The sequence below is a fragment of the Caulobacter segnis ATCC 21756 genome (genome assembly GCF_000092285.1).
In the GTDB taxonomy this organism is placed as follows: domain Bacteria; phylum Pseudomonadota; class Alphaproteobacteria; order Caulobacterales; family Caulobacteraceae; genus Caulobacter; species Caulobacter segnis.
Genome location: NC_014100.1, coordinates 1,486,681 through 1,506,389 on the forward strand (window position 1 = coordinate 1,486,681; position 19,709 = coordinate 1,506,389).

Annotated in this window: 18 protein-coding genes and 1 riboswitch; of the genes, 10 read left to right on the plus strand and 8 right to left on the minus strand. The window is 69.1% G+C overall.

Annotated elements, in window-relative coordinates; translation table 11 throughout:
* Positions 1 to 4: 4 nt before the first annotated feature.
* On the minus strand, positions 5 to 1,210 hold the full coding sequence (locus tag CSEG_RS06940; RefSeq protein ID WP_013078543.1) for an acyl-CoA dehydrogenase family protein: 1,206 nt from the start codon (positions 1,208 to 1,210) through the stop codon (positions 5 to 7).
* Between the two features lie 197 nt (positions 1,211 to 1,407).
* Between CSEG_RS06940 and CSEG_RS06945 the strand changes: the two genes are divergently transcribed.
* On the plus strand, positions 1,408 to 3,060 hold the full coding sequence (locus CSEG_RS06945; protein WP_013078544.1) for a phosphatidylglycerol lysyltransferase domain-containing protein: 1,653 nt from the start codon (positions 1,408 to 1,410) through the stop codon (positions 3,058 to 3,060).
* Here CSEG_RS06945 and CSEG_RS06950 read toward each other — a convergent pair.
* Complete coding sequence (locus tag CSEG_RS06950; RefSeq protein ID WP_013078545.1) at positions 3,057 to 3,272, minus strand: hypothetical protein; 216 nt, start codon at positions 3,270 to 3,272, stop codon at positions 3,057 to 3,059. The two genes, CSEG_RS06945 and CSEG_RS06950, sit on opposite strands and share 4 nt — an antisense overlap.
* 208 nt (positions 3,273 to 3,480) lie before the next feature.
* On the opposite strand from CSEG_RS06950, the gene CSEG_RS06955 reads away from it, so the two are divergent.
* The 3 genes from CSEG_RS06955 to CSEG_RS06960 all read left to right on the plus strand — a co-directional run bounded on the left by CSEG_RS06955 (position 3,481) and on the right by CSEG_RS06960 (position 6,977).
* Entirely contained in the window at positions 3,481 to 5,988 is a 2,508-nt protein-coding gene (locus tag CSEG_RS06955) for an SEL1-like repeat protein (protein WP_244264926.1), read from the plus strand.
* Positions 5,989 to 5,995: 7 nt separating this feature from the next.
* The gene (locus CSEG_RS23260; RefSeq protein WP_244264927.1) at positions 5,996 to 6,346 is read left to right on the plus strand and encodes a peptidoglycan-binding domain-containing protein; all 351 of its coding nucleotides are present in this window, start codon (positions 5,996 to 5,998) and stop codon (positions 6,344 to 6,346) included.
* A 169-nt stretch (positions 6,347 to 6,515) separates the two neighbouring features.
* The gene (locus CSEG_RS06960; RefSeq protein ID WP_013078546.1) at positions 6,516 to 6,977 is read left to right on the plus strand and encodes a DUF3429 domain-containing protein; all 462 of its coding nucleotides are present in this window, start codon (positions 6,516 to 6,518) and stop codon (positions 6,975 to 6,977) included.
* Positions 6,978 to 6,990: 13 nt separating this feature from the next.
* On the opposite strand, the gene pdeM is transcribed toward CSEG_RS06960, so the two are convergent.
* Positions 6,991 to 7,698, minus strand: coding sequence for a ligase-associated DNA damage response endonuclease PdeM (gene pdeM / locus CSEG_RS06965; RefSeq protein WP_013078547.1), 708 nt, complete (start codon positions 7,696 to 7,698; stop codon positions 6,991 to 6,993).
* Positions 7,695 to 10,274, minus strand: coding sequence for a ligase-associated DNA damage response DEXH box helicase (locus tag CSEG_RS06970; RefSeq protein ID WP_013078548.1), 2,580 nt, complete (start codon positions 10,272 to 10,274; stop codon positions 7,695 to 7,697). The genes pdeM and CSEG_RS06970 overlap by 4 nt, the downstream gene beginning before the upstream one ends.
* A 58-nt stretch (positions 10,275 to 10,332) precedes the next feature.
* Between CSEG_RS06970 and CSEG_RS06975 the strand changes: the two genes are divergently transcribed.
* The 3 genes from CSEG_RS06975 (at position 10,333) to CSEG_RS06985 (ending at position 14,168) form a co-directional block, all read left to right on the plus strand.
* Positions 10,333 to 13,188, plus strand: a complete 2,856-nt coding sequence (locus CSEG_RS06975; protein ID WP_013078549.1) for an ATP-dependent DNA helicase — start codon at positions 10,333 to 10,335, stop codon at positions 13,186 to 13,188.
* 76 nt (positions 13,189 to 13,264) lie between these two features.
* Positions 13,265 to 13,525, plus strand: a complete 261-nt coding sequence (locus CSEG_RS06980; protein WP_013078550.1) for a helix-turn-helix domain-containing protein — start codon at positions 13,265 to 13,267, stop codon at positions 13,523 to 13,525.
* A 64-nt stretch (positions 13,526 to 13,589) separates the two neighbouring features.
* A complete protein-coding gene (locus CSEG_RS06985; protein WP_013078551.1) occupies positions 13,590 to 14,168 on the plus strand; it encodes an SRPBCC family protein in 579 nt (192 codons plus the stop codon).
* A gap of 192 nt (positions 14,169 to 14,360) precedes the next feature.
* Here CSEG_RS06985 and cuyB read toward each other — a convergent pair whose 3' ends face one another.
* Together cuyB and cuyA are read right to left on the minus strand one after the other, a co-directional pair.
* Positions 14,361 to 15,038: a cysteate racemase gene (gene cuyB, locus CSEG_RS06990; protein ID WP_013078552.1), complete on the minus strand. Its 678-nt coding sequence runs from the start codon at positions 15,036 to 15,038 to the stop codon at positions 14,361 to 14,363.
* A gap of 12 nt (positions 15,039 to 15,050) precedes the next feature.
* The gene (gene cuyA, locus CSEG_RS06995; RefSeq protein WP_013078553.1) at positions 15,051 to 16,052 is read right to left on the minus strand and encodes a D-cysteate sulfo-lyase; all 1,002 of its coding nucleotides are present in this window, start codon (positions 16,050 to 16,052) and stop codon (positions 15,051 to 15,053) included.
* Between the two features lie 144 nt (positions 16,053 to 16,196).
* Between cuyA and CSEG_RS07000 the strand changes: the two genes are divergently transcribed.
* From CSEG_RS07000 to ypfJ, 3 genes are read left to right on the plus strand one after another with little or no spacing between them, the layout of a single operon-like run.
* Positions 16,197 to 16,754: a tetratricopeptide repeat protein gene (locus tag CSEG_RS07000; RefSeq protein WP_013078554.1), complete on the plus strand. Its 558-nt coding sequence runs from the start codon at positions 16,197 to 16,199 to the stop codon at positions 16,752 to 16,754.
* A gap of 52 nt (positions 16,755 to 16,806) precedes the next feature.
* Positions 16,807 to 17,202 (plus strand): hypothetical protein, encoded by a 396-nt coding sequence (locus tag CSEG_RS07005; RefSeq protein ID WP_013078555.1) that lies wholly within the window; start codon positions 16,807 to 16,809, stop codon positions 17,200 to 17,202.
* 21 nt (positions 17,203 to 17,223) lie between these two features.
* Positions 17,224 to 18,069, plus strand: coding sequence for a KPN_02809 family neutral zinc metallopeptidase (gene ypfJ / locus CSEG_RS07010; protein ID WP_013078556.1), 846 nt, complete (start codon positions 17,224 to 17,226; stop codon positions 18,067 to 18,069).
* Positions 18,070 to 18,072: 3 nt separating this feature from the next.
* Here the strand turns inward: ypfJ and CSEG_RS07015 are convergent, their stop codons facing one another.
* Positions 18,073 to 18,594 carry a RidA family protein gene (locus tag CSEG_RS07015; protein ID WP_013078557.1) on the minus strand — a complete coding sequence of 174 codons (522 nt, stop codon included), beginning with the start codon at positions 18,592 to 18,594 and terminating at the stop codon, positions 18,073 to 18,075.
* Positions 18,595 to 18,664: 70 nt separating this feature from the next.
* On the minus strand, positions 18,665 to 19,435 hold the full coding sequence (locus CSEG_RS07020) for an alpha/beta fold hydrolase (RefSeq protein ID WP_013078558.1): 771 nt from the start codon (positions 19,433 to 19,435) through the stop codon (positions 18,665 to 18,667).
* A 160-nt stretch (positions 19,436 to 19,595) separates the two neighbouring features.
* Positions 19,596 to 19,701, plus strand: a riboswitch (TPP riboswitch).
* Positions 19,702 to 19,709: the final 8 nt, after the last annotated feature.

Consider the following 19,709-nt stretch of genomic DNA (forward strand, 5'->3'; position numbering starts at 1 on the left):
GGTCTTACTGGTGGTCCAACAGGCCCAGGACGCGCTTGGCCACGACGTTCAGGTTCACCTCGCTGGTGCCGCCCTCGATCGAGTTGCCCTTGGCGCGCAGCATGGCGCGCGGCGCGGCCAGCTCCTCGGCGCTGAAGCCTTCGCCTTCCCAGCCCAGGCCCTGCAGGCCCAAGGCCTCGACCAACAGCTCGGTGCGTTCCTGGTTCATCTTGGCGGCGGCGTACTTGATGATCGAGACGGCGGCGCTGGGTCCCGAGCCCTGCTTGGACTCCGCCTCGGCGCGGCGCACGGTTAGCATGAAGGCGTGAGCGTCCATGGAATGGGCCGCGAGGCGCGCGCGGAAGTCGCCATCGGCGATCCGGCCTTCGGCGTCGACGTCGATCTCGCTCTTGGCCGCCTCGACCGGCGAAAGACCGCCGCCGCCGCCGAAGCCCGAGGCGCTGATGTTCTGGCGCTCGTACTGGAGCAGGCGCTTGGCGATGTCCCACCCGCCGTTCAGCTTGCCGACCAGCTGTTCCTTGGGGACCTTCACATTGTCGAAGAAGGTCTCGCAGAAGGGCGAGGATCCGCTGATCAGCTTGATCGGCCGGGCCTCGACGCCGGGCGAGGTCATGTCGAACAGCACGAACGAGATGCCTTCGTGCTTCTTGGTCGTGTCGGTGCGCACCAGGCAGAAGATCCAGTCGGCCTGGTCGGCGTAGCTGGTCCAGACCTTCTGGCCGTTGATCAGGTAGTGATCGCCCTTGTCCTCGCACTTGGTCTGGAGGGAGGCCAGGTCCGAACCGGCGCCAGGCTCCGAATAACCCTGGCACCATCGGATTTCGCCGCGGACGATCTGCGGCAGGAAGCGCTGCTTCTGTTCCTCGGTGGCGTATTCGAGCAGCACCGGGCCCAGCATCCAGATCCCGAAGCTCATCAGGGCCGGGCGAGCCTTCAGGCGGCGCAGCTCCTGCTCCAGCACCTTGTTCTGCGCCTTGGTGAGCCCGCCGCCGCCATATTCCCTGGGCCACATCGGCGCGGTCCAGCCGCGCTCGGCCATGCGCTCCAGCCACAGCTTGGCGTCCGGGTTCTTCCAGACCATCTTGCGGCCGCCCCAGGGGGCTTCGTCCTCGGCCATGGGCGCGCTCAGGGACTTGGGATAGTTGGCCTCCAGCCAGGCGCGGGTCTCGGCGCGGAAGGCGTCGAGTTCGGTTCCCCCGAAATCGGCCATCGTCTCATCTCCCTAACGGACGGTCTGTAGCGGGCGCGTCTGAGGCGCGCTGTTCGGCCCCACACTACGCCTCACGACAGCTTGGGCAAGTCGATTCAAACGCTCGTTCGCCGCAAGGGCCACGACCACTTCATACTTTGCAGGCTATATGGGAACGCTACTGGATCCCGTTGGGGATTCGTCGTTTCGGGATCTGGATGTCCTCGACAGTTTTCAGGCCCGCGGCTCTCGCGATCGCCCCGACCCTGGCGGCGATCCTGACCGCGTCGGCGGGAGTCATGCTGCTGGCCTCGGGGGCTACGCCATCCGAACCGACCCGCTTCCTGCTGCTTTTGGCCTTCGCGCCCGATCTGCTGATCGAGATCAGCCACTTCTTCTCGTCGATCCTGGGTCTTGTCCTGCTCCTGCTGGCCTTCGGCCTGCGCTCCCGCCTGGGCGCGGCCTGGTGGGCGGCTCTGATCGTGCTGGCGTCGTCGGCGGTTCTGGCGATCTTCAAGGGGCTGAACTGGGAAGAGACCGCCATGCTGCTGGTCTGTTTCCTCGCCATCCTGCCGTTCCGAGACGCCTTCCCGCGCAGGGCGGCTTTGTCGAAGATGGAGATCACGCCGGGCTGGCTGCTGTCGGCGGCCGCGGCGATCGGCGGGGCCGGGCTCCTGGGCTGGTGGTCGTTCCACCACACCGAATTCGCCGACAAGTCCTGGATCCGTATCCTGCAAGACCACGACGAGGCCGCCCGGGCCATTCGCTCGTCGGTCGCGGCCGCCATCGTGCTGCTGGCCGTAGGCGTCTGGCGGCTGATCTCGACGGCGGCCACGCCGCCGGTCGTCGACGACACCGACCCTGAGTTCGACCGCGTCCGGGCTATCCTCGCCAAGGCCGAGGACGCCGAGCCCAGCGCCAATCTCGCCCTGCTGGGCGACAAGCGCTTCCTGTTCTCGGCGTCGGGCGAGACCTTCCTGATGTTCGGCGTGCGGGGCCGTTCCTGGATCGCCCTGGGCGCGCCGGTCGGTCGCAGCGACGAGCGCATGGAGCTGTTCTGGCGCTTCCGCGAACTGGCCGACGCCCATGCGGCGCGCGCGGGCTTCTATGGCCTGGGCCCCGACGACCTGCCCGACACCGTCGATCTCGGCCTCGCCATCCAGAAGACCGGCGAAAGCGCGGCCGTGCCGCTGGAGGCCTTCAGCCTGGTCGGTCGCCGCCGCGAGGTGCTGCGTCGCAACTGGCGCAAGGCCGGGGAGGGCGGCGCCGCCTTCGAGGTCCTGCCTGTCGGCGCGGCCAATGCGATCATGGACGAGTTGAAGGCGATCTCCGACTCCTGGCTCGGCCATCATGCCGGCGGGGAGAAGAGCTTCTCGATGGGGGGCTTCGATCCGCGGTATGTCGCCGAATTCCCGGTGGCGGTGGTGCGCGGCGAGGAGGGCAAGATCGTCGCCTTCGCCACCCTGTGGCTGACGGCCTCGAAGACCTCGTTCTCGATGGACCTGATGCGCTATTCCGACGAGGCGCCCAAGAACGTCATGGACTACCTGTTCGTCGAGCTCCTCCAGTGGGGCAAGGACGAGGGCTACAAAGCGTTCGAGTTCGGCGTGGCGCCGCTAGCGGGGCTGGAAGATCGTCGTCTGGCGCCGATCATGTCTCGGGTCGGCCGCCTGCTCTATGAGCGGGGCGAGGAGATCTACAATTTCCAGGGTGTCCGACGGTATAAAGATAAATATGACCCTGTCTGGCAGCCGCGTTACATTGCCGCGCCCCAGAAATGGGCGATCCCATTCTTGCTCGCCGACATCGGTTTGCTGTCGTCGGGAGGGGTCTCGGGCCTGACCAAGCGCCCGAAAAAGGCCGCGACCTAGTAACGCGGTTGGTTACCGGTCTGGACACCCAGAAGGTTCGCCAGATGCACCATCATCAGCATCAGGGCGACGACGCAGACCATCATCAGCGGGCGCCAGGGAACCATGCGCGGTCCCTTTAAAACGTTGATTGGGCGCGCGCCCAGCCAGCCGCAGGCGATCGCGAGAACGAGGAAGAGGGCCGAGGCCGCGAGGGTCTGGGTCAGGTCCATGGCGGCTTCTAGGCCTGCGACAATATGCCTGGCAAATGGTTAAGTCGCGTTAACCCTCTTGCTTTTGATCCGCGCTACAGAACTGCGGACTTCTGTCCCGATTCCTCCACAGTGAATTCCCGACACGCTATATCTAGCGTTTTCGTCGCGTTTACACTCTAGGAATCGCTGACTAGCGTTTTCCCCAGATGCGGGGAGATAGATTCGCATGACGGCGGCTTCGCCATGGAGCGTTAAGGGGATCGACCCCAAGGCACGGGAGGTCGCAAAGGACCTCGCGCGTCGCTCCGGCATGACCTTGGGCGAGTGGCTGAACCGCATGATCATCGAAGGCGATGGTCAGGGCGACTATCGCGCCGCCAGTGAAGAGACCCCCAGCCGCGCCCATCTGGAAGTCGTGCGAGACGAGCCCTCGCGCGCCGAGATCGCCGAACAGACCGACCAGGTCGGCCGCGTCGCCGTGGCGCTGGATCGCCTGACCCGCCGGATCGAAGTGGCCGAGGGCCGCAACGCCGCCGCCATCTCCGGCATCGACCACTCCGTCCGCGACGCCATCGCCCGCTTGAGCCGGGCCGAGCGCGAACAGATCGCCGTCGCCGCTCGCTTCGAAGGCGCGGTGGACGACCTCAAGACCGAGCAGGTTCGCACCGCCGAGCGTGTGCGCCGCATCGAGGCCGAGGCGGCGGGCCCGCGCTCGGTCGAAGCCCTGCGCGCGCTGGAAGGCGCCTTGGGCAAGGTCGCCGGCCACCTCTATGACGGCGAGGCCCGCACCCGCGAAGCCATCGCCGCCCTCGAGGCGCGGCTGGACGCGCAGGCGGCGCCGCAACCGCAAGACCCGAACGAACTGGTCGAGGCTGTCGTGGCTCGCCTGGGAGAGCGGCTCGAGGCCGCCGAGACCCGGACCAGCGAAGCCCTCCGCGAGCTCAGCGCGTCGTTCTCGACCCTCGACGAGCGTCTCGGCGTGGTCGAGACCGCAAACCCCGCCGCCGGCGTGCAGGAGCGTCTGGACAGCCTGGCCGCCAGCCTCGCCGAAAAGATGGAAGCCGCGCGCCTGGAGATGGCCGAGCGGCTCCGCGAGACCGCCGATGGCCGCTTCGACCGCATGGAGCGCAAGCTGGGCGAGATGGCCGCGCACGTCGAGGCCGCTGAGCAGCGCTCGGCCCAGGCCATCGAGCGCATGGGCCGCGAAGTGGTCAACGTCGCCGACGCCTTCAACCGCCGCGTCCAGACCGCCGAGAACCGCAGCGCCGCCGCGATCGAACAGGTCGGGGGCGAGGTGGCGCGGATCGCCGCGACCGTGGAAACCCGGCTCAATCGCGCCGACAGCGTCCAGGGCCAAGCGCTTGAAAAGCTTGGCGCGGAGATCGCGCGTATCACCGAACGCCTGACCGAACGCATTGGCAGCGCCGAGCGCCGCAACGCCCTGGCGATCGATGATGTTGGCGAGCAGGTCGCGCGCGTGACCGAGCGCCTGAACCAGCGCCATGAACGCTCGAGCCAGGAGTTGCTCGACCGGATCCGCCAGAGCGAGGAGCGCACGCTCCGCATGCTGGAGGAGGCGCGCGACAAGATCGACACGCGCCTGCATGAGGCCCAACGCAAGCCGGAGCCCGTCGCGCCGCCGCCGGAGCCCGAGTCCGTCGCCGAATTCACACCGCCTCCCGCCTCGCCCTTCGAGGACGACGAGATGGTTCTGGGTGAGGCCTCGCCGTTCACCGACGACGACGTCTTCGACGCGGAGTCGACGACGGATCGTGACCTCGACGCCGCTGATTTCCCGTTCGACGATCCCGAGGACGAAGCGTTCGATGACGGCGATTTCGCGTTCGCCGACGCGCTGGACGACGAGGACCTCGTCGAAGCCCCCGCGGCTGAAGCGCCGAAGGCCGCGCCCGCCGAGCCGGAGCGCCCGCTGTCGACGCGCGAGATCATCGAGCAGGCCCGCGCGGCCGCCCGCGCCGCCGCGGCGGCGGACGCCAAGGGCCTCGGCGCCGTTCGCCCGAGCAAGAGCGATAAGACCGGCGGCGGATCCCTGTTCAGCGGCTTCGGCGCCTTCTCGGCCAAAAAGCCCAAGCGTCGGGTCGGCACGACCGTGGCCAGCGTCGCGGTCGCGATCGGTAGCGCCGCCGTCGTCGGCGCCTGCGTCGGCGGTCTCTTGCTGCTGGGCGACCAGAACGCCAGCGCCAGCGCGCCGCGCGCCGCTCAAGCGCTGTCGAGCCAGAAGCCGGTCCTGGCCAGCGCGGCAGGCTCGCGAGCCTCGGTGGCCCTGACGAGCGCGCCGGCCATCCCAGTCCCGGCCGAGATCGCGCCGGCCGTGTCTGACGAAGCCAAGGCGCTGTTCGCCGCTTCCATCCGCAAGATCGAGACCGGCGATCGCACCGGCCTTGAGGGCCTTAAGCGCGCCGCGACGGACGGCTATCCCGCCGCTCAATTCTATCTGTCGAAGCTGCTGGAAAGCGGCAAGGGCGGCGTCAAGCGCGACATGATCGAAGCGCGTCGCTGGAGCGAGCGGGCCGCCAACGGCGGCGATCCGCGCGCGATGCACAACCTGGCGCTCTACTATTTCAAGGGCGAGGGCGGTCCGCGCAATTCCACGATCGCCGCGCTGTGGTTCCGCAAGGCCGCCGACACCGGCCTCGTCGACAGCCAGTTCAACCTGGCCCAGCTCTACGAGACCGGTCTGGGCGTCAGCCAGAACGCGCGCCGAAGCCTATAAGTGGTACGTGATCGCTGGCCGGGCCGGCGACCCCACCGCCCGCAGCCGCGCCAACGCCCTTCGCCCGCAGCTGACCGCCGAGGCCCTGCAGACGGCGGATCGCTCCGCCCAGGCCTTCCGCGCCCAGGCGCCGGTCCAGACCGCGTCTCTGGCGCCGACCAACACCGGAGCAGCCGGCGATTTCGGGACAGCGCAACAAGCCCTGTCGCAGCTCGGCTACTATCAAGGCCCGCGTGACGGCGTCGCCTCGCCGGCGTTGCGGTTGGCCATCGCCGCCTACCAGCGCGACCAGGGCCTGCCGGCGTCGGGCGAGGTCGATAGCCAGACTCTGGGCCGTCTCGCGGGCTCCGCTCGCTGATCGGCGTCGGCGCGCGTTCGTCGCGCGGAATTTGATCACGGAAAAGGCGAGCGACGTTCGAACGCTGTATCTTCCCCGAAGATCGTCCGTGGACCTATGGCCTCGTGTCGGTAATAGTCGCGCCCGGGGCAGGGGAGGTGGTTTCGGTCGCCTTCCGAAGGAGTTGATCATGAACGAGTCCGTGGGCGGGCGGACGCCGGTTCCTCCGGCGGTATGGGTCTTTGGTCTATCGACCCTCATTCCATTCTTCGTCTCGTCGGCCTTGTTCTGCTACGGTCCCACCAAGATCCAAGGGCCTTCTCTGGTGGCGCTCCTGGCCTATTCCACCGCGATGGTGTCGTATTTCGGCGGCGTGCGCACGGGCCTGGAGATCGAGAACGCCAGCCCGCGCTGGTCGGTCCTGGGGCTCTCGCTGCTGTTCCCCCTGGCGGGATTCGGTCTGCTGGTCGGCGAACTGAGGTTCGATCCCGCCTGGCAGCTGTCCGGTTTCCTGCTTCTGTTGCTGCTGCAATGGGTCTGGGACGTCACCAACCACGAGGGGCCGACCTGGCGCCCGCGCATGCGCACCCTGCTAACTGCGGGCGCGGCGATCTCCTTGGCCTTCTCGTTGGAGCAGGCCCTGCACATGTAGCGCCGAGGGCCCGTCAGTCGGGCCGCAGGGATTTCACCCCGACCGCATGGACCCGCTTGGGGCCCAGGGCGCCGGCCAGCATCGGCCCGCCGAACAGGTTCGAGAACGCCTCGTCCAGAATGTTCAGGCCGCCCGTGAAAGCGCCGAACGCCGGCAGCACCAGCCGCTGGCCGTCCGTCACGAAACACCGTCGCCGGATGGTGGCCCGTCCGCTGGAGACCTTGGCGGCCGGGTGAAGGTGACCCGCCACCTCGCCCAATTGGACCCCCGGCTGGGGCTCGTGGCGCAGCGTCAGGCCCATCAGCGAGGCTTCGTCGATGATGTCGCCGGGCAAGGCCTTGGGGCCATCGGCGTCGTGGTTGCCCACCGCCCAGACGAGCTCGCGGCCCAGCGCCAAGCCTTCCAGCCGCCGGTAGTCGTCCGCCGCCAGACGCGTTTCGCCGTCGCCGTCGTGGAAGCTGTCGCCCAGGAAAACCAGCCGCTCGGGCGAGAGCAGGGCGATCTCGCGGTCGAGGCGGTCCAGGGTCTCGCGCGTGTCGTACGGCGGCAGCATCTGGCCAAAGCGCGCCGCGTAGCTGCTGCCCTTCTCGAAGTGCAGGTCGGCGACCACCAGCGTGCTTTCGCGCTCCAGCCACAGCGCGCCCGACCAGCGCAGCATGACCTCGACGTTCGACAGCGCGATCCGCAGGCCGCCGCAGGGGGAAGGGGTAAAGCGCGTCACGACATGGCCTCGGCGATCAGGTCCTCTTCGGCCTCGGCCAGGATCATCTCGCCGGCGGCGTCGCCCGGCGCGCGCTCGCGGCCGATCTCCAGCATGATCGGCACCGCGAAGGGCGAGACGCGGTCCAGCGTCACGTGGCGGATCCTGCCCCGCACGCGCGAGAGCATGTCGCCCAGGCGGGCGATGTCCAGCATGCCCGTGGCCGCGTCGTGGCGGGCGCAGCGCAGCATGAGGTGGTCGGGTTGGTGTTTGCGCAGCACGTCGTAGATCAGATCCGTGGAAAAGGTCACTTGCCGCCCGGACTTCTCCGCGCCGGGATGGCGGCGCTCGATCAGGCCGGCGATCAGCGCGCAGTGCTTGAAGGCCCGCTTCATCATGAAGCTCTCGTCCAGCCAAGCCTCGAGGTCGTCGCCCAGCATGTCCTGGGCGAACAGCTCGTCGAGATCGAGGCCGTCCATCGGCCGCAGGGACCAGATGTTCAGCGCGTAGTCGTTGCACACGAAGCCCAGCGGCCCGACGCCCAGCCGATCCAGTCGCCGCGTCAGCAGCATGGCCAGGGTGGTGTGGGCCAGCCGGCCGTCGAACGGGTAGCAGACCAGATGAAACCGCTTCCCGCGCGGGAAGGTCTCCAGCAGCATCTCGCCTTCGTCGGGAATGGCCGAGCGGATCTTCTGCCAGGCCAGCCACTCCTGGACATCGCCGGGCAGGGCGGTCCATTCGCGCTCGTCGTGCATCATCTGGCGCACGCGGCTGGCCAGATAGGTCGAGAGCGGGAACTTCGAGCCGCCCCAGCTGGGCATCTTCGGGTCGTCGTTCGGCGCGGGCGTCACGAAGGCGTCGGCGCCGACCAGGCTGTTGTAGCGCCAGACCTGACCCGCGAAGACGAAGGTGTCGCCGGGCGTCAGCTGCTCGAAATAGCCTTCCTCGGCCTCGCCGATCTTGCGCCCCCCCATCGGTCTGCGGCCGCCGCCGATGCGGATGCTGATCATGCCTGGCGAGACGATGGCTCCGACGTTCATCCGGTGCTGCTGGCGGGCCTGGGCGTTGCGGGCGGTCCACAGGCCCTCGGGCGTCTGCACGATGCGGCGGAACTTGTCGTAGGTGCGCAGGGCGTAGCCCCCGGTCGAGACGAAGTCGACGACGGTCTCGAAGTCTTCCCACGACAGTCCGGCATAGGGCCCGGCCGAGCGGACCTCGTCATACAGGGCGGTCAGCGCGAACGGCTCCGAGCAGGCGCAGCCCATGACGTGCTGAGCCAGGACATCCAGCGCGCCGAGGCGTGGCGGATCGCCGTCCAGGTGGTTTTCCAGGATGGCGTCGGCGGCGGCGCGGCACTCCAGCATCTCGAAGCGGCTGGCGGGCACGAACAGGGCGCGGCTGGGCTCGTCCAGGCGGTGGTTGGCGCGGCCGATCCGCTGGACCATCCGCGAGGCCCCCTTGGGCGCGGCCAGCTGGATGACGAGGTCGACGTCGCCCCAGTCGATGCCCATGTCCAGGGTCGAGGTGCAGACCACGGCGCGCAGCTCGCCGCGCGCCATGGCCGCCTCGACCTTGCGGCGCTGCTCGGCCGAGAGGCTGCCGTGGTGCAGGGCGATCGGCAGATCGTCCTCGTTCAGCTCCCACAGGCGCTGGAACGCGAACTCGGCCTGGAAGCGGGTGTTGACGAAGACCAGCGCCGTCTTCGACGACTTGATGATCTCGTAGACCTCGGCCATGGCGTGCTCGGCGGTATGGCCGGCCCACGGGACGCGGCCGCCGGAGACCAGGACTTCGACCACCGGCTGCGCGCCGCCGGAGCCGAGGACGAGGTCGATGTCGGGTTCGGAGATCCTCCCCCGCGAGCGGGGGAGGTGGCCCGGAGGGTCGGAGGGGGCGAGCTGGAGCTCGGCCGTGCTGGCCCCCTCCGTCGGCTCCGCCGACACCTCCCCCGCTCGCGAGGGAGGATCTTCTGCTCGGTTCGTCCCCAACCACTTCCGCACCAAGTCCGGATCGTCGACCGTCGCCGACAGCCCCACCCGCCGCAGGCGCGGTGCGAACCTCTGCAGCCGCGCCAGGCCCAGCGCCAAGAGGTCGCCGCGCTTGGACGGCCAGATGGCGTGGGCCTCGTCGATGATCACGCAGGAGAGGTCGGCGAAGTACTCGCGCGCGCCCTCCCAGGCGCAGAACAACGCCAGCTGCTCGGGCGTCGTCAGCAGGATGTCCGGCGGCCGGACGCGCTGGCGGGCCTTGCGCGCTTCGCCGGTGTCGCCGGTGCGGCTCTCGGCCACGATCGGCAGGCCCATCTCGCGGATGGGGGTGAGGAGGTTGCGCTCGACGTCGACGGCCAGCGCCTTCAGCGGCGAGATGTAGAGGGTGTGGACGCCGGCCGGCGCGTTGCGCGGCGGGCGTTCGGCCAGCTCGATCAGGCTGGGCAGGAAGCCGGCCAGGGTCTTGCCGCCCCCCGTCGGCGCGATCAGCAGCGCCCCGCGCCCCTCACGCGCCTTCTCCAGCATGGCCAGCTGGTGGGCGCGCGGGCTCCAGCCACGATCGGCGAACCATTGCTGGAAGCGAGGGGGAAGGGCGTCAGCCGCGAGCATTCATGCCCATATAGCATGTTCCCTTTCTGTTTCACCCGGCTTTTGCTAACAGACTCACGTGACCGCTTCCCCGCCGACTCTGGACCTGGCTCCGGCCCTGGTCGTCCTGCCCGGACCGCGCGCCGGCGTGGCCGACGGCGGCGGCGAAGGCCGGATGCTGCGCGCGCCGGACGCTCGCGACCTGTTCGAGCACGGGCCAGTTCTGGTCGCTCACGGGGCGATGACCGCGCGGCGCTTGAACCTTTCGCCCCCATCGCGCTCGCACCGCCTGTTCGACGTGTTGGAGCTGCACGCCTTCGTCCGGCCCGGCGCCTTCTGCGCGCCTTCGGCGGTCGGCCTCGCCACAGCGCTGGGCTTGCCCGAGCCCCATGGCGCGGCCCAGCAGGCCCAGAGCCTGCGCGAGAGCGCCGACGCTCTGCTGCGCGAGCTGGCCCTGACGCCGGTTCCGTCGCGCGAAGAGGCCCTTGCCGTCGCCGAGACCCTGGCCAAGGCCGGGTGGTCGTGGGGACCCGCCGCGATCGGCGCCTTGCGCTCGGTTCCGGTCGGCAACCAGTTCCGGGGCTCGGGCCTCGATGTCTGGGCGAGGCTGGCCGAGTGGGAGGATCAGGCTCCGCCCGGCGAGGCTGGGTCTAGGCCAATCGACCCCGAACGCGCGGGACAGCGCCTGACCGAGCTTCTGCAACGCTCGGGCCTGGAGGAGATCCGCGAAGCTCAGGCCACCTTCGCCAAGGAGGCGTCCTACGCCTTCCAGCCACGCGAGCGGGAAGGCGAGCCGCGCATGATGCTGGCCGAGGCCGGCACGGGCGTTGGCAAGACGCTCGGCTACCTTGCGCCCGCCTCGCTGTGGGCCGAGGCCAATGGTCCCTCGGTGTGGGTCAGCACCTACACCCGCGCCCTGCAGCGCCAGATCGAGCGCGAGAGCCGATCGATCTATCCCGACCCCAAGGAGCGCGCCAAGAAGGCGGTGGTCCGCAAGGGGCGCGAGAACTACCTGTGCCTGCTGAACTTCCAGGAGCAGATCAACGGCGCCCAGCTAGGCAATGGCGACCTGATCGGCCTCGCTCTGACCGCGCGCTGGGCGCGGGCGACGCGCGACGGCGACATGACTGGCGGCGACTTCCCAGCCTGGCTGCCGACGCTCTCGGCCGTGCCCCCGTCGGCCCAGGCCAGCCCGGCCAACCTGGTCGACCGGCGGGGCGAGTGCATCCACGCCGGCTGCCAGCACTATCGCATCTGCTTCATCGAGAAGGCCGTGCGGGCGTCCAAGCGCGCCGACATCGTCATCGCCAACCACGCGCTTGTCCTGACCCAGGCCGCCTTCGACGGGGCGCGTACGGCGCGAGGGCTGAAAGGCGACAACGAGACCACCAGCCTCAAGCGCATCGTCTTCGACGAGGGCCACCACCTGTTCGAGGCCGCCGACAGCGCTTTTTCCGCCGCCTTGTCGGGCGCGGAAGCGGCGGAGCTGCGCCGCTGGATCCGAGGGCCCGAGGGACGCGGCCGGCGGGGCAGGGGTCTCGAGGCCCGCCTGCTCGATATCCTGGGCGACCGCGAAGGCGCGCGGCAGGCGATGAGCCATGCGATCCACGCCGCCGCCGCCTTGCCGGGCGAAGGCTGGTCGGGCCGCGTCGCGCCGCCGGACGGCCAGATCAATCCGATCGGTCCGATCGAGAACTTCCTGGTCGCTGTCATCGAACAACTCCGCGCCCGCACCAGCGAGCGGGGCGGGGCGGAGCTTGGCCTGCAGTGCGACGCTCGCCCGCCGATCGACCTGGTCCGCGAGCGCGCGCCCGAGGCCGCCAAGGCCCTGGCCTCGATCGAGGCGCCGCTATTGGCCCTGGCCCGCGCGCTGGAGGACGTGCTGGACGAGGAGGCCGAGCATCTCGCGCCGTCTGAACGCGCCCGCATCGAAGGCGCGCTGCGAGGCCTGGACCGTCGCGCCCGCATGACCCTGCCGGCCTGGCGCTCGATCCTGAAGGCGCTTGAGGAAGATGACGTCGATCCCGGCGAGACGGACCCCGACTTCGTCGACTGGTTCGAGGCGACCTTCCTCTACGGGCGCGTCGTCGACGCCGCCTGCCGCCGCCACTGGGTGGACCCGACCGAGCCGTTGCGTGCGGCGGTGCTGTCGCCGGCGCATGGGGTGCTGGTGACCAGCGCCACCCTGGTCGACCCGGCGCTGGAGGACCCGTTCGCCCTGGCCGAGATGCGCACGGGCGCCGCCCGCCTGCCGTCCGCGCCGAAGGTGCTGCGACTGGTCTCGCCGTTCGACTACGAGAACCATGCGCGGGCCTATGTCGTCACCGACGTGAACAAGGAGGATCCGCGTCAGGTCTCGGCGGCGATGCGCGAGCTGTTCCTGGCGGCCGGCGGCGGCGGGCTTGGCCTGTTCACCGCCATCCGCCGCCTGAAAGCCGTGCACGAGCGGATCGCCGCGCCGCTGGCCGACAACGGCCTGGCGCTCTACGCCCAGCACGTCGATCCGCTGGAGGTCGGGGCGCTGGTCGACATCTTCCGGGCCGAGGAGGACGCCTGTCTGCTGGGCACCGACGCCATCCGCGACGGCGTGGACGTGCCGGGACGGTCGTTGCGCCTGTTGGTCTTCGACCGCGTGCCCTGGCCGCGTCCCGACGTGCTGCACAAGGCGCGCCGCCTGCGCTTCGGCGGCAAGGGCTATGACGACGCCGTGGCGCGGGCGCGGATCAGCCAGGCGTTCGGCCGCCTGATCCGTCGCGCCGACGATCGCGGAGTCTTCGTGATGCTCGACGCCGCCGCCCCGACGCGATTGTTCTCCAGCCTGCCGGACGGCGTGAAGATCGAGCGGGTCGGACTGGTCGAGGCGATCGAGGCGACGGCGGCGTTCCTGGCCAAGAAGGATCGAGACGGACAGACCGACGATTTGGCGGCTTCCTGACTTAAAGCCGTCGAATTTCTGCAATGGGGACGTCCTAAAACTCGGTCATGGGGAGAGCCAGTACAGGAGCGTACCGATGACCCGCCATGCCGACCCCGCGATCGATGAAGCCGCCACGCCCTCGCGCGCCCGCTCGGCGCGCGCTCTCGTCCAGGCGGTTCGCTGGCGCACCGGGCTGTCGCAGGCCGACTTCGCGGCCGTCTTCCGCATCGACCTCACCCTGCTGCAGGACCTGGAGCACGGCGAGGCCCGACTGGATCCGGCGCTGGCGGCGTACCTGCGCGTCATAGACCACGCGCCGGAGGTCGTTCGGGCCGCCTTGGGCCGCGCCTCCTAGTCTGGACCTCGCCACCCATCCGTTCTTCCCGCCCGTCCGTATCGGATGGGAAGTGGAGCGGTTTATGCGGCGTTGGATTTTGTTCGTCTTGGCGAGCTGGGTGGTGTCCGCGGCCAGTGCGAACGCCTTCGAGCTGACGCCGAAGGCCAACGCGGCGCTCAAGCGCGGCGAAGCCTATGCCGAGGTGACTCCGGACGCCGATGGCGTCTCCGGCCACGTGCGAGCGGTCATCGACATCGACGCCCCCGTGCAGCGCGTTTGGCGGACGATGACCGACTGCGCGGCCGCCAAGGCCATGATCTCGACCTTGACCGGCTGCCGGGTGGTGGAGGGCGAGCAAGCGCGTGGCTGGGACATCCGCGAACACATCACGCGCCGGAATCTGGTCTTTCCCAGCATGCGCATCGTGTTCCGCTCCGACTATGAGCCCTACAATCTGATCCGGTTCCGGTTGGTCGAAGGCGACCTGAAGGTCCAGCAGGGCGAATGGCGGCTGCAGGCGCTGGACGGCGGCCGCCGGACCCGCGTCTTCTACGAGAACAGGCTCGCCGTAGACTGGCCCGTGCCCAAGGCCTTGATGCGCGAGGCCCTTCGCCGTGACACGCCTAAGGTGCTGATGAACCTTCGCCGCGTCTGCGAGTAGCCGACCAATCCGTGTTCGCGGGATCTGTCATAGGCCCGACTGCGACAGCGGGACGCGTTGTCCCTCGGCCCGTCTTCGGCGATTAGCTGGGACGAGGTTTGAGGCGAGACCGCGCCCGGTGCGGCGGCGATCGACGCCGTCCTGTTGGGGAACAGGACGACGCCCCTGGATCCCCTGGATCCGGGGGCGTTTTCACATCGCTTCATGGCCGAGGCACACCGCGACGCAGCGCTGGGCGAGGGCCTCGGTGGCGTCAAGGAACGGGACCGACAGGTCGGCGGCGGTTAGCACAAGCGGCACCTCGGTGCAGCCGGCCACCACGCTCTCGGCGCCCTTGCCCACCAGGCGATGGGCCAGCGCGGCCATGGTCTCGCGTGACGCGGAGCCCACGTCGCCGTGCTTGATCCGATAGAGCAGGGCCATGAACTCGACCTGTTCGTGGTCGTCGAGCGTGACGACCTCCAAGCCCATGTGGAAGAAGCAGTCGCGATAGAGCGCGAGCGCCACGCCGGTGCCCAGCACGCCGACCACGGCCGCGCCCTTGGCCTTGGCGGCTAGGCCGGCCGTTTCCAGCATGTCGACCAAGGGCAGGCCGCTGGCGCGGACCGCGTCGGCGTAGGCGTGCGCGGTGTTGCAGGCGATCGCCAGCACCTGGGCGCCCGCGTCGCGCAATCCTGTCGCCATGGCGGCCAGGACAGGGGCGGGGTCTTCCTCGCCGACATTGCGGTCCGGGACTTTCGGATTGATGTCCACCAGCACGCGCAGGTGATCCTGCTCGCGCTGGACAGGCGTCGCCGACTGCAGCTTGGCCAGGAAATCGAGCGTGGCGGCCGGACCCATGCCGCCCAGGACGCCGAGGACCTTGCTCATCGGATGGCTCCTCTAGGCCAGCGCCGGTTCCAGCACGCTCTGATAGCCGAACAGGCCCTGCGCGCCGCCGGTATGCAGGAACACGACGCGCTCGCCCTTGAACGCGCCTTTGCGCGCCTGGTCGATCAGACCTTTCATCGCCTTGCCGGAATAGACCGGGTCGAGCAGCAGGCCCTCGGTGCGCGCGGCCAGGGTCAGGGCGTCGATCACGCCCTGGTCGACCAAGCCATAGCCTTCGCCGACATAGTCGCAGTCGGCCACGACGGCTTCACGCTTGACCCGGCCTGCCGCGCCGATCGTTTCGGCCGTGGCGACGGCGAGGTTGAAGACGTTCTCTTCCTGCTTCGGCTTGGGCGCCCGGACGCCAAAGCCGAGGATCGGGATGTCCACCGAAAGGGCCGCGAAGCCCGCGACCAGGCCGGCGTGGGTGCCGGCGCTGCCGGTGGCGGTGACCAGCCGGTCGATCTTCAGGTCCATCTGATCGGCCTGGACGACCAGCTCGCGGGCGCAGTCGACATAGCCGAGCGCGCCGACGGTGTTGGAGCCGCCGCCGGGGATCACGTACGGCTTGCCGCCGCGCTGGCGGACGCTTTCGGCCGTGCTTTCAAGTTCAGCGACCATGTCGCTGCCGCCGGGGACATGGCGGATGGCCGCGCCCATCAGCTTGTCCAGCAGCACGTTGCCGTTGCCCGTGTAGTCGGACGCCTTGGAGCCCGTACGCTCCTCCAGGATCACCTCGGTCTTCAGGCCAAAACGCGCGCCGGCCGCGATGGTCTGGCGGACGTGATTGGACTGCACCGCGCCCTGGGTGACCAGCGTATCCGCGCCCTGCGCCAGGGCCTCGCCCAGCAGGAACTCCAGCTTGCGGGTCTTGTTGCCGCCGCCGGCAAGGCCCGTGCAGTCGTCGCGCTTGACCCAGAGGTCGATCCCGAGCGCCGCGCCCAGGCGGGGCAGAGGCTCCAGCGGCGTCGGCAGATGGGCGAAACGAGCGCGGGGAAAGCGGGCGAGATGCATGCGGCGAGGATCCCTCTCGGTGTCGGTCTCCTGTTAGCACGCTTGACGGTCGGCGCGACGATAAGGTGCGGCCGCGAGGCGACTTTGGTGGTATCCTTCGGCCTTGAGAACCGGCGCTTCAACGACCGGCTCCAGGAGGAAGACATGACCCGGATGATCCCGTACGTCGCGCTCGGCGCGGCGGCTTTTCTCGTTGCCGGCGCGGCCGGCGCCTCGACCGTCGTGCTTGGCGGCGGCTACGCCAACGAATGTTCCGACGCGGCCCTCGGAGGGCGTTCCGACGATCGCGCCGTGGTGGTCTGCACCACCGCCCTCGAACTTGAGACCCTCAGCTTCCGCGATCGGGCCCGAACCTATGTGAACCGTGGCGTGCTGCAGATGCGCCAGCGGCAGTTCGAGGCCGCGCGCGCGGACTTCGACCAGGCTTCAACCATCGATCCAGACCTCGGCGAGGCCTATGTGAACCGCGGGGCGACCCTGGTCGGCGAAGCGCGCTATCAGGACGGCATGGCCCAGATCGACAAGGGCCTGTCTCTCGGGGTCAAGGATCCCGAGCGCGCGCTGTTCAATCGCGCCCTGGCCCACGAAGGTCTGGGGGATCTGCGGGCGGCCTACCAGGACTACGCCAAGGCGGCGGAGCTTAATCCGGAGTGGGCGGCGCCGAAGACCGAACTCGCGCGTTTCACCGTCAAGCGGCCCTGATCTGCGCCTGGCCGGCGCGGCGGGCCGCTCCCATCAAGGAGTGCGGCGTCGCGTGCGGAAGCTGCTGTTCATATCGGTAGGTCTGGCGGCTCTGGGCGGCGCGGTCCATGCCCAGAGCCTGCGGGAGATCCAGGCTCGCAACGCCGCCGCCCACGCGTTGGAGGACGTCCGGCGTGACCTGCTGGCCGGCCAGATCGACGCCGCCAACGCGCAGGAGCGCGCCAGGACCGAGGGCCTGCTGCGGGGCTTGGAGCAACAACGGACCAGTTCCGCCCTCACAGCGCCGTCGATGACGGTTGCGCCCGCGCGCGCCTTGGACGCGCCAGCGCCGCGTGAGGCCGACCGCGCCAGCGCCATGAGCCGGATCGACCAACTGACCCAGGACGCTCTGGCCGAGAGCAACGCCCGCATGCGCGCCATCCGGCCGGCGAGCGAACCGAAACGCTGATCTGAACAGAACGAGGCAGGCATGGAGTGGAAAGGCGGCCGTCGGTCCGGCAACATCGAGGATCGACGCGGTCTGGGGCCCGTCGGGATCGCCGGCGGCGGGATCGGCGCGATCGTGCTGGCCGCCATCGGCTATTTCGTTTTCGGGATCGATCCCCAGACGACGATGCAGGCCACGCAGCAATTGCAGCCAGCACAGCAGGAAGGGGCGCGAGGCGAGGTGTCCGATCGTGACGGGCAGTTCGTCGACGTGATCGAGACCTCCAACCGCGAGGTGTGGGCGCCGATCTTAGCTCGTGAAGGCGTGGACTACAGGCGGCCGGAGGCGATCGTGCTCTACAAGCAGGCCACCGGCACGGGCTGCGGCACGGGCCAGTCGGCGATGGGGCCGTTCTACTGTCCCGCCGACCAGAAGGTCTATCTCGACCTTTCGTTCTGGCGGGAGCTGGAGAGCCGTTTTGGCGCGAAGGGCGAGTTCGCTCGGGCCTATGTCATCAGCCACGAGATCGGCCACCACGTTCAGCACCTGCTCGGCGCCGATCAGCAAGCCCGCCGCATGGGCGCGCGGGGCGAGGAGAGCGGTTCGGTGCGGCTCGAACTGCAGGCCGACTGCTACGCCGGCGTCTGGGCGGCCCATGCGAATGAAGCCTCGGGCGGTCGGATCGTCATCAACCGGGGCGATATCCAGGATGGTCTGGGCGCGGCCGCGGCGGTCGGAGACGACACCATTCAGAACCGCACCCAAGGTCAGGTCGTGCCTGACAGTTTCACGCACGGCACGAGCGTTCAGCGCATGCGGTGGTTCAGCCGCGGCTATGACCAGGGTGATCCGTCGGCTTGCGACACCTTCTCGGCCGCCAACCTCTAGGGCCTATTTCGACGGGACATGGGCGATCAGCTGGATCTCGACGATGCCGCCGGGCGCCAGCAGGCCGGTCGTGCCGACGGCGGTCCAGGCCGGGTTGGGGCCCTTGATGAACTCGCCCTTCACGGCGTTGATCATGTTGATCTGCTCCCAACGCGGCGCGGGCTGATCGGGACCTTCCCAGACGTGGAAGCTGTTGATCATGACGACGTCATCGAAGCTGGCGCCTGAGGCCTTCAGAACCGCGTCCAGAGCGTTGAATGTTCGGCGGACCTGCTTCTTGAAGGACTCCGGATCCGTGCCTTCGTCCTTGGCGCGACCCACGATCGCCCCGGAGACGTAGAGCGTATCGCCGACCCGCCGAGCCGGGGCGTACTTGATCTCGTCATAGGCCTTCTGATGGCCGGCGCTGGGGATGATGACCTCGCCGCCGGGCGCCGGGATCCTCTTGGGATAAGTCTCCTGCGCGAAGGCGGGGGCGGCGGCCAAGGCGCAGGCGGCGAACAGGATCAGACGGCGGACGGTCATGGTTGGAACTCCGAAAGAACGTGGGTCTTCGGATCGCCTCAACGACCGCCGCCGGCAAGTGAAATTAAGGTCACCCGGCCGCCTTGAGGATCAGGTCCGCGATCGCCTGTGGATGCGAGATCATCGAGACGTGGCTGGATGGCAGCTCGATCGTCGTAGCGCCCATGCGCTTGGCCAGGAACCGTTCGAGATCGGGATTGGTCGTCTGGTCGTTGGCCGACACCGCGTAGAAGCTCGGCTTCTCACGCCAAGCGGCGACCGTGGTGCGGCTCGCGAACAGGTTGGCGGCGATCGGCTGCTGCACGGCGTGGAGCGCCAGAGCGCGCGCCGGGTCGAGGTCGCCGGCGAAATAGCGGACGAAGGCGTCCTTCGTCAGCCATGAATAGCCATCGTGGGTCACCACGCCGGATCGGGCGGGCATGGTCGGGTACTGAGCCGCGAGGGCGTTGAAATCCTCGCCGGCGTCCGGCGCGCGGGCGGCGACGTAGACGAGGGCGGAGACCTTCGGGTCGAGGCCGGCCTCGGTGATCGGAACCCCGCCCCAGGAGTGACCGACCAGCACGGTCGGCCCGTCCTGAAGCGCCAGGGCGCGGCGGGTCGCGGCTACGTCGTCGGCCAGGGACGTGAGCGGGTTTTGCACCGCCGTGACATTGCAGCCCTTGCCCTGGAGGCGGGGAATGACCTCGCTCCAGCACGAGCCGTCGGCCCAGGCGCCGTGGACCAGGACAATGTTGCGAGCCGCCGTGCGGGCCAGGGCTGGAGCGGCGACGGAGAGGCCGACGCTCAAGCCGCCCAGCAGCAGGGCGCGGCGATCGGTGTGCAGGGGTGGGGAAGGCGGCATCTTGATGATCCCTGGACGGCCGCGCCGAAGACCCGTTCCTCGACCTGGCCATCGCGCCACCATTCGGCTGAAGATGTCGAAAGGATACGCCGATGACGGCTTCGTGAACGGCTGGGCGCGCCAGCGCTTGACCTGCGCGTCAGCGGGCCTAGTGTCCGACGCTTGTTCACCGGGGGGTCGCGCGCGCGGCTGAGATTGGGCTTTCGCCCTGACCCGTAGAACCTGATCCGGGTCATGCCGGCGAAGGGAGGGAACGCGGACGCGGTCTAGCTTT